Below are 12,927 nucleotides of genomic sequence, written 5' to 3' on the forward strand. Positions count from 1 at the left end.
CCTACCAGGCTTATAAGACACATGTAGATTTTTTTCATTATTTATGTTTATTTTTTTATCAGTTTAGCATTAGCTGTTTTTCCCAAATCTGTTTTTATCGTTACCAGATAAGCCCCCTGAATCAAATTCTGGGTATTGATCTTAGTCACTTTATTTTTAGTTTTCAAACTTTGAAGCTGTCTTCCGCCCATATCATACAGCATAATATCTGCTTCTTTAAATTGGGAGCCTATTTCTACATAAGCATAATCTGAAACAGGATTAGGATAGATTTTGATGTCTTGTTTTTCGATCAATTGATCAAGCTGTTTGTCACCCAACTTGATGATCTTCCAGTTTTCTTTTCCCAGTACTTCTGCGCTAGTTCCAGCCAGAATGATGGAACCGTCTCTATTCAATTTTATATCAGAGAGTCTTTCCTCACGTTTCCTGGATTCTCCTTTTACGTGTTTTCTCCATTGCTCATTGCCATCTGCATTTAAATAAAGCATCCAAAAAGTTTCATCATCAGTCTCAATTTTTCCTTCTGCCTGGGTATAACCTCCCAAAAGAATTCCTTTTGTGACATCTTGGTTCTTAGCTCTTGAATCTTGACTCTGGATTACACTCGTTCCCATCAGAATATCCCGGTTTCCGAAATTGTAGGATTTCTGCCAGATTTCTTCACCTCTTTCGTTTAAGGAGATCAGCCATAGATCGGTGCCTTCTTCTATTCCTGCGGTTTTGTTTCCTGATCTCTCGGATCTGGATTCTCCACCAATTAAATAGCCAGAAGAAGCTAATGCTAAGGTTCTTAAATGGTCATCTGCTTTGCCCCCAAAATTCTTTTCCCATTCTGCTTTTCCCGTTTTATCAAGCTTGATCACCCAGTAATCTCCTTCGCCAAAGTTTTCGGTTTTCTTTGAGCCACCAGTTGTGCTTCTTGAGTAGATCCCTAACAAAGCACCTCCATCTTTTGTAGGAATCATTTTTTCTACTTCCTCTAATCCTTTTCCTCCTAAAATAGACTGAGAGAGCTCTTTTCCATCCTTATCGAGTTTTACAATCAAAACATCTTTTGAACCATAACCCTTAGCTGAATTCTGAACGTTACCAGCTACAAAGAATCCTAAGTCTGTTGTTTGAATAACAGATCTTGCTTCTTCATCGGATGCTGATCCTAAAGTTTTCTGCCAGAGTTCGTCTCCAAATTCATTAAGTCGTATCAGCCAAATATCAGATCCACCTTTGGAATCTTCTTTTTTATCCAGACCCTTTCCTGAATATGAGGTACCAGAGAGCAAAAACCCGCCGTCTTGTGTGGTAACAGTTGCTGATAGATAGTCATGATTATTCCCGGAGAAATATTTTTCCCAAACTTCTTCTCCTTGCTGGTTCAGTTTTATCGCATGAAAATCGTAGCCGTTATTTTGTTTCGAGATAGCAGATTTCAGGTTAGAGGTTGCAGGTGAATTACTACCTGACTGAATACCGCTTCCTGTAATTAAATATTGACCGTCAATGGTTGTAGTGATCTGGCTTAGAAAATCCTGAGTATTGGATTTAATGTCTTTTTGCCAGAGTACCTGCTGGCCACATAATGGAATAGCTGCATACAACATAAGTACGCTTAAGTAATTTTTTTTCATTAGCATCTGAAATTTTGTGTGAATTTAAAATTAGTTTGTAATCAATTCGATGGGGAAAACCCCATATTTTGATTAGTGATTTTACGGTGGCTATTTTAGCCTGATAGATAATGTTTGTTCATAAGTTGGCTTTAGTATTATTATTTAATTCTGTTACAAAGCTACTCCCGTCCAGCGACAATACCTGTCGCATTATATTTAATCAATAAATTATATGAAAATTATTTAAATACAAATGCAAAAGGCACGGAGCAAAGATCAATCCGTATTAGAGGTACTGCGAAGAACCCGACAACCAGAAAGACCCCGCCCGTGCCCATATAGATACACGGGCGTAAGTCTGTCAAAATTGGTTGTCGTAGAAGATTCGCAGTTTTCTAATACCAATGTGACAGCTTACGCTTTGTTCGTTAAAATTATGGCTACGAAGATAAAAATATTTTAGAATAAAAGATAAATGTTCATATCCGTATTTTCCCCATATTTTGATATAGTTTTTTCCAAGTAAAGTAGAACTACTTTTATTACAGTATCGTATTAGTTATAGTTGATTCTCTATGGTTTGCCATATTATTTTTGTTTCGTTATCTCATGAAATAAAGTTATTGAGACTTTTGCTTGGGGATTAATAACAGTTCAGGGCTATTATATGTTTAGTAAAAAAGAATCGTAGAAAACACTGTATTAGACCATCAAATGAATATAACCGTATTTCATTTATTCTTGAAGGAGTAGTATATCGGAGCTTTGTTAAATACTTAGATTAATATCTAAATAGTCTTTATATATAATAAGTTCCGCAGTAAGAGTTTAAGTATAGTTAAATAACAGATAAAATATAAATACTATTTGGAAACTTAAAAATGATCGCGCCCTTATCATTCTCACAGCACATTTTCAAATTTAAAAGTCGATTTAGAAACTATTTACATCAGTTTTCACGTCTATAAATTTAATTTCAATCACTCTTTATTAAATTAAATAAGTCCCTTTTTTACGAGTAAGAAAAATCGGTTATTTTAAAATATTCCGAAGACTAACATAACAATTGTAAAAGAATGAGAAAGGTTGGGAGAATTATATGTGTCTCTATTTTTCTTTTTGACAGAACTGTATTTATTAAACTTGTTTATCCTTTTCGGCCTCTTTCACCTCGATTGTTTTCAGAATCCCTTCAATAGTGCCGAGCTGTTCCGGGCTCATTTGTTTGATGATCTCTTGGTTTAATATCGTTCCACCTATCTGGATAAAATTATTCTGGTTTTGTATCAGAGTATTGTTGCTTACATTATTTTGATTATTTCCGGATGAAGTATTTTTCAAAGCTCCAATACATTCCAGATATAATTTAGCAGCTTTCATATCACCATTAATGGCATGCTGGAAAACTGTGGTCATAACTTTTGACTGCATGATATGAAACTGTGCCTGAAATTCTGAATAGTAGGAACTGTTTTTATAATCCGTTAAATGCTTATGAACTGTTTGCCTGCTCAGTTCTGTTTTACTTGCTATTTCGGTTTTTGTAGGCATCCTGCCATTTTCTTTGATATGGGAAGTAATAGCCCACATGATATTAATATGGTTCTGCTCCCACATTTGATTTTTGGTATCATCTACCATAATAGCTTCAATCTTTTCATAAAAGATGTCCCTTTCTTCACCCCGCAGTTGATTGAAATGATTTTGGATAGCTTCAGAAAGATTATTCCTTTGCTCAGTGGTGAACCTTTTTATATCTTCAGGAGTAATTTTGTCTAAAGACAGGACTATATTAATGATAGATTCTGATTCTGTAAACTTTTGTAAACCTTTGCTGTTTGGTGTATTTTGTTTTCTATATGTTTTCATTGTATGGTAATTTAAAATTTGCGATTATTCCTAATAACCCATTTGTTTTTTCTTTTAGCTTGTTCATTTTGTTCGTTTTTTCAAAAGAAACTTAGCATTCATACTATCTTTTAGTACATCTAATTTTATTTTTAACCCAACATAAACCTTTATATTTTTTGCATGAGGTTGATACAGAGTGAGTATCTTTTGATGTCATTTTTTGTATACTGTAAACATTAACTGTAGTTTCTGTATACATTAATTCTATGTTGATGTCGTTTCTGTTTGCATTAATTAAGAAATTCAGTTTGTTTTTTACCTTCATTTGCTTTATTTTGTTTCAAGCCCTGTTAAAGCAACCCTTTCAGAAAATTTCAATTTTGATATTCAAAGTATTTTTTTGTGTTATTTTAAAGTTGTATTCTTCATGATTCTTTTTTAAATTTCTCCATAAATACTATTTCAAGACGGCTTCATTTAATGCCAAAAATCAACTTTCTTTGTTTATATGATATATTATTCGACACTTGAAACACTCTAAAAACACCTTTATTTTAATTGGGCTGAATTTATTTTAATTTTCGCGCAACCCGATTTTTTATTTTCGGACTGAACAATAATTTTTTATTCGTTTTTCCTTGGTTCCGGCTTTGTATTCTGTTTCTACGGAAAGAATAAAAGCCAAAAACAAAAATGTCTGAAAACTGAATTAAAAAAAATAAGGATGGTTTGTTTTTCTCAAAAAAAACGAACACGATCTTTTATTATCTTTTTATTTATCTTTATTAAATATCTTTATTAAATATTTTTTTTAAGGTGCTGATATTTTGAAAAAGTTTGTTAAGATTTTGAAAAAATGTTGCTGAAATTTTCATATTTCTTTTTAAGGTGCTGATTTTCTTTTTAAGCTGTCGAAATGGTGCTGAGTTTTTATTCTCTCCAGAACTGTATTAACCGTTGTTTTTTTCTCTTCTTTTAGCAATGCTATTTTCATGCTGTCTTTTCTTTTCTCTGCTTCATAGATGAGTGATTCCAGGTCAATATCAAAACCTGCATAAAATCCTTTGGTATATCTCGAATAATAGTGTAATCCCCAATTAATCTGAAGTTCTGTTTTTATTTTGTCTAAATGATACCTTGTAAAACTAAATCCTTTTAATGCCTGATATTCCTTTACTTTTTCCTTTCCTGCCATTCGGGTATAAAGAAGCTGATTATTAGTTTTTACATACTGCTTCTTTCCGATAATGGATTTAATGGCTAAAAAAGCAAACAAACATTCCCACTGATAATCTGTCTTGTCATTTTTGTAAAAATCCCAGAAAATATGTGTGTTCAATCCTACAAATACTTTGGCGTTTCGGTATTTATCACTTAAAGCCATTCCTTCGGATAAAGCATATTTGGGACTCCCTATGGTAACTTCAAACCATCCTGCGGAGCGTTTAAATCTTTCCTCGTCTGTTTCTTCATACTCATTCAAATCTTCAATAAGGACAGAGTGCCTGTAAATAGAATAATACAATAAGCTCGTGAGAAAATCTTTTTTAGCCTTTTGATTTCCTTTTAAAATATTCTGCATAAGCTGAACAGGAAAATTGAAATATTTGGCATCAGGTTTCTGTGTAGTTTCCATACGCTTTAATTTTGTATAGGTGAAATTAAATCGACAATACGACAAAACGTGTCGTATTTACCTTTGCCTGTCGTATTCCTTTTTTTACCTCAACATATGAGCTATTTTAACTTATTTTGGTTTAAAAGTTCTTCAATTTCATTTCTTTTGAAATAGATGCGGTTTCCCAGCCCGTAAGCAATCAGGGTTCCATCCTTTCTCCACCTATGAAGGGTTGATAAATCAATATGAAGCAGTTCACATACTTCATTACGGGTAAGGTAGCTGGTAGGTTCTTTGGGTTGGAACTGCTCTTTGAGCTGCTCTTTGAGTTCCGGGATAATTTCTTTCTTTATTTCCCGGATCAGATCATCCGGTGTGGTTCCGATAAATTGAATCGTTGTCATAATTAAAATTTCATCTTTATTATGAAACAAAATTATCCATAATAAAGACTGAGGGAGTGCAAAAACACTCCCATTTAACTCCCATTCAATATGGTAATATATTTTATATGGTTTGATTAATAAAACTTTTCATCTCATCCAAATATTGAAAAGCAGTGTATTTATCAATCTGATAACTAGGAGCTTTAGATTTTATATTCAATCTATTTTTGTAAACAAATTCTTTTGGATCTGCTTCTAGAATAATTCCAGTAATTTCATTTATTTTGGTTTCAGAAAGACTTTTAAATATAGGCAGTTCAAAAAATCCTAGTACTTGTAATAAAGCTAATTTTTGAGGATTAGAATATTTTGCTTTTAGTTTATATGTATTTTCTTTGTTTTGAACATTTTGTAATTCTTCAACTCTTTTCAGTAAAAACTGAGCTATTTTATGGCACTCAATATATTCATTGTTTATAAATCCAATATAATCGAACTTAATGGATGCCCTTTCAATATATGTATAATTTTGAAGAAATATTCTTGAAAAATCTATTAATAGTAGTTCTGAATTGATATTCAACATACGTTTTAAAAGTATTTTTAAAACTTCATTTGTGAGTTTTTCATAATTTACTTCTCCTTTATTTCCTTTGAATGTAACTACTTCGTCCCATTGTACCATGTCAGCAGGAAATAAAAAAGTTTTCCTTTTATAACAACCTAAAATATAATTATTTATTGCTTCTCTTAAAATACTACTCAAATTTGAAATATCAAATTGAACGTTAATAAAAGTGCCATATTTTCTTTCAGATAATGTAAACTTAAACTCTAAAGGATGTACTTTATATTTATCGTATTTACATATTAAGTTTTGCCCTATAAATGTATTTTCTGAATCATCAGGATTGTGTTTCAAATATTCTGTCAGATTAGTGATATAATCATTCTTAAAATTTTCATAGTTATCATATAAAGGAATATCATATGATTTATCAATACCTAATAAATTATTAAGCTTTGTCCGTGTATATTTTTTAATGAATATCTTTTTCATAATCCAAATGTATTTATTTGAAATTTAAACAAAATTACTTCAGTAAAGCGACAAAGTATGTCGTATTATATTTAATTTTTTATTGACATGTTTCAGTTTGATTTTTGCATAGAAATAAACCCCAACAACACCAAATTTATTCTATAATATAATTATAGATGAAAATTTACTGGAATAATTTGACGTAAAGTACGAAGGCAGTAAGGTGAAATTATTTTCATGAAGGCAGCTACCCGAAATTCTATTACCAGATTGTAAACGTACGGTAGAGTTGGGCAACTGTCATGAAGGAAGGGGACAAGAAATGTCTTCACAATATTCTCATTAGCGGTCAATGCTTCGGGGAATTGTTGTTGTTCATTTCATTTCCATGATTTGTGATTTGGGAAGGCTAAATTAAAAGGTAAATGGGACAAAGATTGTCGCATGATAATTTTATTTGTAGATCAGTTTTCGGAACCAGGAAAAATAAAATGAAAGTTAATGGTTGCCACTGTTAAAAAGATTTGAACAAGAAAGGGAGTAATCTATTGTTATTCTCTTTTCATTGTCAGATAATTAATTCTGCTGGTTTTGGAATTAAGATATTTTTTGCTGTGCGATCTCTCTAAATGTTTTTGCCGTTTGCATCGCCCAATCATCAGCCGTTCTACCAATATAATTTAAAAACATAGATTCTGTTTTATGACCTGTAATACTCATAAGTTGAGGTGTAGTAAAAAGTTTATTCCCATAAAAATTGGTAGCAAATGAGCGTCTGCAAACATGAGAAGAAACAAGATTACATTTTTCAGTTTCTATTATTTCGTTTTTCTTGGTGATTTCATTAAAAACTTTGCCTTTTATCATTTCATGGATACCTGCTAATTCACAAACTTTTTTAATATGCCTGTTAAATAGTGCAGAATTAGAAGCAGGATTATTAGCAAATACAGGCGGGAAGTCTCCATTATATTTACTTAAAATAAGTTCAACCTCATTATGCAAAGGGATAACAACTTTTTCTCCTGTTTTTTGTTGCGTTATCTCTATAAATCTAAAAGGGTTACCCTCAAAATCTGTTTTAGAGTAAATCATTTTTTTCGTCATTCTGAGTAAATCGCTTGCTCTTTGCCCCAAATAACAGCCTAATACCAACCAATCAGCAGCTTTACTCCAATCAGAATTTAGAGTACTGATACTCTTTATTTTTTCTATTTCATTTAAAGAAAGAAATACTTTATGCTCACTGTTTGTTGTTCCAGTAGTAAATCCGGCTATTTGATGATTGATCTGTTTACCATTATTCCTTGCATCAAAAATTACAGTTTTAAAATTTTTAATAAATCTAGTTGCAGTAGTTTCTAATAGATTGCAATCAACAACAAGGTAATTTTTAAAATCCAACAAAACCTTAGCACTGATTTCTTCAATCAAATAATTTTTCTTTATTTTTTTCTGATAATCTGTAAATCTATCTTTTAAGTTATTATACTTTCCAATAGTACTATTAGTATTGGAAGCAATGCTCTTTTTGAAATCTATAAAATTGGTAAGGTAGATTAAAAAGACACTGTCATCAGTTTTTTCATCAATCCGATTATAAAAAGAATTTATTTTCCCCTCTAACCATTCTTTATTAAAATTAACCCCTTTTGCATAATCCGAATTATAGCTTCTCATTATAAAAATTTCCAACTCGTTAAGTTCTAAAGCTAAATTTTTAAACTCTGGAAGCTTTTGAATTGGCCTGGATGTTTTACTACTCCAAAATGCAGGGTTAATGGTTTTACCTGTTTTAGATTGAAAAACCTTTTCTCTACTTAACGAAAAGCGTAAGTATATCTGAGCATTATCTGACTTATGCAATACACGAAATTTAATAGTAGCCATTTATAATATTTTGACAAATCAAATATACAAATTATTCCAACAAAATTCCAACAGAAATACAATCTAATAAAATACATTGAAATATAATGAAATATTAAAATATTAATAATCAATAAATTAAAACAATATTTCATTTCACATCATACCACAATAAGCTATAGTTGGGGTACGCTAGGTACCTCCAAGCCTTTCTATATAAAACTGAATTTCAGTAAATTATAGAAAGGTTTTTTATTTTGTGTCAACAATATAAGAAATAGTTATTTTATCACGTTCGATAAGAATAAAAACTCCAAAGACATATCTCTTGTTAGATCACCCTAACTTTGATAATCTAAACTAAAATTTAACAAATGTCTTTTATATTTCCTCGCGCGTACGCGTATTGGTCTGATTTAGTAATTATGACTACGCTTTATTCCAGGAAAGGCCGTATAAACTTTTGACTGTATTATTATTTCCTTTACACGCGAACAGACATCAATAAAGTCGACATAAACCTTCATACGCGTATAGTGATTGTAGAAAAACCTTAGTATATATACAAATCTAATCAAACCCTCGCGCGTGCGCGTAATTAAAAAAGTTATCCACAAAAACTTAAATTCTACCACATGCACGACATCCTTTTTCAAATTTGGAATGAATCCACTTTTTAAAATGTTCATCTTCTTTTATTTGGAATTTAGCCATTTTAACATAGTGACACATAAATTCGGTCACTATGTATACAATTACGCAAATACCCACTTTCGACTCAGGTGTAATACAATAAAAATCAATTATATAATTTACTATTGTATCAAATAAAATATTATAAAATAATTTCATGCAATAAAAGTAACTCCGAACCTTCGTTTCGTATGATTTGCTAAATATGCAGCATAAAAAACCCCACCAGATTGGCAGGGTTATATAATATGTATTTTATATATAAAAAAGTTAAACTTTTGGCTTAACTATTCTTTTAGACTCACCTGAAAAAACTACAATTATATTATGAGGAATCTTTTCATCTTTACCTAACAAATATACTCGAATGTCAGATACTATTTCTCTCATACTTTTTGCCTCTTTATCCATTGATAAAGTTTTACTCAAATCACTAGAGCTAATAGGCACTTGGCAAATTAATAAGTATGGATGGCTTGATGAGCCAGAAATGACCGCAAGCAATGACAAAGGCTATTTCATCAAATTTAACGCAGATAACACTGTAGAATATAAAGATACGAATACTACTTTTAAAGGCGTGGATATTTTGCTGTTCAGCATATAATAGCTGTTGCTTATAACTGAAACACTGTTGTTAAAACTATAATTTAATTTTTAGGATTTTGAATCTGTTCCAAAATCTTTTTTCCATTCTCATTATCTGGGTTTAAATCTATAGATTTTTTATACATTTCAATCGCTTTATTTGTATCACCTGTTTTTAACAGGATTTCACCATAGCTGTCATAAACATTCCAGCTGTCAGGAAATAAATATACGTTGAGCTTAAAAATATTCAGAGCTTCTTTCTTTTGATTGGTGGTTAGCATGCGGTAGGCCCAATTGTTAAGCTCAAATTCCTTTGGATTGAAATCAGGATTTTGGGCTTTCTCTTTCTTTACAAAGTCTATTGCATTTTCAAATCCGATTTTTTGCAGGTTTTTTCTAAGATACGTTAGTGGGTCTGCTTTAATAATGTTCGGAATATAGCATCCTGCAATTTCTTCTATGAAATCTTCAGGAGAGCTTCCTCCTAAATTGGTTAATACAATTACAGCCAAGTGATCATCAGGGTATATAAGTAAAACAGATCTGTTTCCTCCGGACATCCCAACTGCCCTATGATTTTTCCGAAGTTTTGCAATTCCCCAGCCGCGTGTCCAATCTGTAGGTGTTCCGTTATTGAATTTGCCCGGTGACCACATCATATCCAATGTTGATGGCTTTTGTAATAATTTACCGTTCTGCAAGGCAATAATCCAATTCGCCATATCTTCAGATGTACTGTTAAGTCCCGCGCTTGTGCGGCTAAAATCAGGAAATTCATAATAATTAGTCGCTAACCTGTCCTGATTTATTTTTTTACCATCGAAAAAAGTCCTGTAGCTGTAGCTGGGGGCATAATGAGGAATTACATCTCTTGAATCTCCAAACAGGGTATGTTTTAAACGAGCTGCTTTAAATTGTTTTTCTTCAAAGAAATCAGCAAATGATTTATTCGTAATCTTTTCAATAATTTTACCCAATACATAATAATTAGTCTGGTTATAACTGAATTGCTCTCCTGTTTTAAATTCCAAAGGAGTGGCTTTAAGTTTTTCAAAAATGGCTTCCTCCGTTTTTAGCGGTCCTATATTTCCCGTCACAGGATCAAAAAGTTTTAACATATCAGGCAATCCGGAAATATGGGTCAGTAACTGATCGACTGTTATTTTTTGCCATTCTAAAGGTAAATTATCCAGATAAGTACCGACAGGCGCATCCAATTTTACCTTTCCTTGTTCAATAAGCTGCATAATGGCAACCCCCGTAAAAATCTTTGTATTGGAATTAATCGGAAAAATAGTATTACTTTTTACAGCAACCTGATCCTGTATGTTTGCAACTCCATAAGATTTACTTAAAACAATTTTACCGTTTTGGACGACTGCAATCTGGGCACCCGGGATGCGTCTTGTTTTCATTTCCCGATGAATGATTTCATCTACTGCAGAACTTACGTTTTGAGCAAAAGATGATAATGAAATTAGCAATGATACAATGAGAAGATAAATTTTCATGATTTAATTTTATATATATAAAACAACTGAAACCCAAATCTATTACCTCCTTTCAATAATTTAACATGAATACTTAAATAATAACCCGATAATAAAGATTAACCACTCTATATTTCAATGAAATATCGGCAAATTTGATGGCTCTTTAAACGCACAATAAAATATAACGCAAAAAAAATCCCCGAATTGCTTCGGGGATAAAAACTAATAACCATGAAAACTCAAATTAAACATGAGTTGCTTCATATATTGAAAAATCGTGCCAAAGTTGTAATACTTTTAAAAATATTTTCTTCTGTATAATGATGATTTTTCTATACTATTTTAAATGAACGAAACATAAAAAGCTCCCTAAAAATAAGGGATTACAGCATAATAGTAAGATAACAGCGGATATAAAATAAGTTCTATAATCAACATAATTATGATTAATATCATGTTTGGCATTCTGATCCATAACATAAGAAAAATAAAAAAGCCTCCTAGTGGAGGCCTAAAAAAACACAAATGATGAAAAAAATTTTATAATCTAATTAAGAAAATTATTATATAATTCTATGTCTTAAAGGTAATGCCTTCTCTCTTCTCATTTTATGAGTTCAGTCATAAATGTTTTTTAATTATTCTTTCAACAAGTATACCCCCTGGTCAGTTAACATAGGTAAAGCCGATGTAATCCATAAAAATAAATTATACAATCATTACATATAAATAATTATAACAAAATATAGTATCGTAAAATAGTAAAAAAAATATCAATACAATATGATTTAAGATATATTTTTTAAAAAAGTATTTTTCTACTTTTACAAAAAAACTTAACTCATTAAATCGTGATAAAATTCTCTATACTTATAGCCAATTATAATAACGGTAAGTACTTTAGAGACTGCTATAATTCGTTAATCACTCAAACCTACGAAAACTGGGAAGTTATAATTATTGACGATGCTTCTACAGACGATTCCGTAGAAATAATTGAAGCTATTATAAAACAGGACCCGCGCTTCAGCATCTATCACAATACATCCAACCGGGGATGTGGATATACCAAAAGAAAATGCATGAAATATGCAACAGGGGAATTATGCGCCTACCTGGACCCGGATGATGCCTTATATACAGATGCTTTAGAAAAAACCATAAATGAATTTAATGAAGATGACATTGTAGCAGCTTATTCCCAAATGATGCTCTGTAATGAAAACCTTATTCCTGACAGAATATTTGGAGGAACAAAACAAATCTACAACAGCAGATATTTTTTCAACTGTCCTACCCAGTTTGCCCATTTCTTCACTTTTAAAAAAGAAACTTACCTTAAAACTTCAGGCATCAACCCCAACCTAAAAAGCGCCGTAGACCAGGATCTGTACCTGAAGATTCTGGAGCATGGCAGTGTAAAATATATTAAGGAACCCCTTTATCTTTACCGTCTCCACTCTAACGGTATTTCTCAGCAGAGCTTCAAACAGGGAGCAAAAGAATCCTTTGCCAAAGTGATTCATGACACCATGAAAAGAAGGGGAATCAGAACAATTAACAATAAAATAGTCCCGGAAATATATACCAATTCACAGGAGATCTACGAGCTTCTGAACTATCAGACCTACAAACTCCACAGGCTTATCAATAAAGTAAAAGTAACTTTCAACATATAATAGCAGCTTCTCAGAAATGAGGAGCTTTTTATTTAATATTATTTCAGCATAAAAAAATAGCCTCCGGTTCAGGAGGCTCAAAAACACAAATTAAA

9 protein-coding genes are annotated in these 12,927 nt (G+C 31.6%); 2 read left to right on the forward strand and 7 right to left on the reverse strand.

The window, feature by feature from the left end:
• Positions 1 to 47: 47 nt before the first annotated feature.
• The 6 genes from DRF61_RS06025 to DRF61_RS06050 form a co-directional block, all read right to left on the reverse strand.
• The gene (locus DRF61_RS06025) at positions 48 to 1,628 is read right to left on the reverse strand and encodes a T9SS type A sorting domain-containing protein (protein WP_111955095.1); all 1,581 of its coding nucleotides are present in this window, start codon (positions 1,626 to 1,628) and stop codon (positions 48 to 50) included.
• Positions 1,629 to 2,747: 1,119 nt separating this feature from the next.
• Positions 2,748 to 3,479 carry a hypothetical protein gene (locus DRF61_RS06030; protein WP_111955097.1) on the reverse strand — a complete coding sequence of 244 codons (732 nt, stop codon included), beginning with the start codon at positions 3,477 to 3,479 and terminating at the stop codon, positions 2,748 to 2,750.
• Between the two features lie 865 nt (positions 3,480 to 4,344).
• Complete coding sequence (locus DRF61_RS06035; RefSeq protein ID WP_111955099.1) at positions 4,345 to 5,097, reverse strand: hypothetical protein; 753 nt, start codon at positions 5,095 to 5,097, stop codon at positions 4,345 to 4,347.
• A 101-nt stretch (positions 5,098 to 5,198) separates the two neighbouring features.
• On the reverse strand, positions 5,199 to 5,483 hold the full coding sequence (locus DRF61_RS06040; RefSeq protein ID WP_111955624.1) for a helix-turn-helix domain-containing protein: 285 nt from the start codon (positions 5,481 to 5,483) through the stop codon (positions 5,199 to 5,201).
• A 103-nt stretch (positions 5,484 to 5,586) separates the two neighbouring features.
• Entirely contained in the window at positions 5,587 to 6,525 is a 939-nt protein-coding gene (locus DRF61_RS06045; RefSeq protein ID WP_111955101.1) for a hypothetical protein, read from the reverse strand.
• A gap of 579 nt (positions 6,526 to 7,104) precedes the next feature.
• Positions 7,105 to 8,397, reverse strand: coding sequence for a tyrosine-type recombinase/integrase (locus DRF61_RS06050; protein WP_111955103.1), 1,293 nt, complete (start codon positions 8,395 to 8,397; stop codon positions 7,105 to 7,107).
• 1,039 nt (positions 8,398 to 9,436) lie between these two features.
• On the opposite strand from DRF61_RS06050, the gene DRF61_RS06060 reads away from it, so the two are divergent.
• A complete protein-coding gene (locus DRF61_RS06060) occupies positions 9,437 to 9,676 on the forward strand; it encodes a hypothetical protein (protein ID WP_111955107.1) in 240 nt (79 codons plus the stop codon).
• Positions 9,677 to 9,719: 43 nt separating this feature from the next.
• Here DRF61_RS06060 and DRF61_RS06065 read toward each other — a convergent pair whose 3' ends face one another.
• Positions 9,720 to 11,171 (reverse strand): serine hydrolase, encoded by a 1,452-nt coding sequence (locus tag DRF61_RS06065; protein WP_111955109.1) that lies wholly within the window; start codon positions 11,169 to 11,171, stop codon positions 9,720 to 9,722.
• Positions 11,172 to 12,004: 833 nt separating this feature from the next.
• Here DRF61_RS06065 and DRF61_RS06070 point away from each other — a divergent pair.
• A complete protein-coding gene (locus tag DRF61_RS06070) occupies positions 12,005 to 12,832 on the forward strand; it encodes a glycosyltransferase family 2 protein (protein WP_228452677.1) in 828 nt (275 codons plus the stop codon).
• The last annotated feature ends 95 nt before the right edge of the window (positions 12,833 to 12,927 follow it).

The sequence above is a fragment of the Chryseobacterium lathyri genome (assembly GCF_003290185.1).
GTDB lineage: Bacteria > Bacteroidota > Bacteroidia > Flavobacteriales > Weeksellaceae > Chryseobacterium > Chryseobacterium lathyri.

Bases quoted from the DNA above. Each gene is read 5' to 3' on its own strand.
- DRF61_RS06025 (WP_111955095.1), bottom strand. From the start codon at position 1,628: ATGAAAAAAAATTACTTAAGCGTACTTATGTTGTATGCAGCTATTCCA.
- DRF61_RS06030 (WP_111955097.1), bottom strand. From the start codon at position 3,479: ATGAAAACATATAGAAAACAAAATACACCAAACAGCAAAGGTTTACAA.
- DRF61_RS06035 (WP_111955099.1), bottom strand. From the start codon at position 5,097: ATGGAAACTACACAGAAACCTGATGCCAAATATTTCAATTTTCCTGTT.
- DRF61_RS06040 (WP_111955624.1), bottom strand. From the start codon at position 5,483: ATGACAACGATTCAATTTATCGGAACCACACCGGATGATCTGATCCGG.
- DRF61_RS06045 (WP_111955101.1), bottom strand. From the start codon at position 6,525: ATGAAAAAGATATTCATTAAAAAATATACACGGACAAAGCTTAATAAT.
- DRF61_RS06050 (WP_111955103.1), bottom strand. From the start codon at position 8,397: ATGGCTACTATTAAATTTCGTGTATTGCATAAGTCAGATAATGCTCAG.
- DRF61_RS06060 (WP_111955107.1), top strand. From the start codon at position 9,437: ATGTCAGATACTATTTCTCTCATACTTTTTGCCTCTTTATCCATTGAT.
- DRF61_RS06065 (WP_111955109.1), bottom strand. From the start codon at position 11,171: ATGAAAATTTATCTTCTCATTGTATCATTGCTAATTTCATTATCATCT.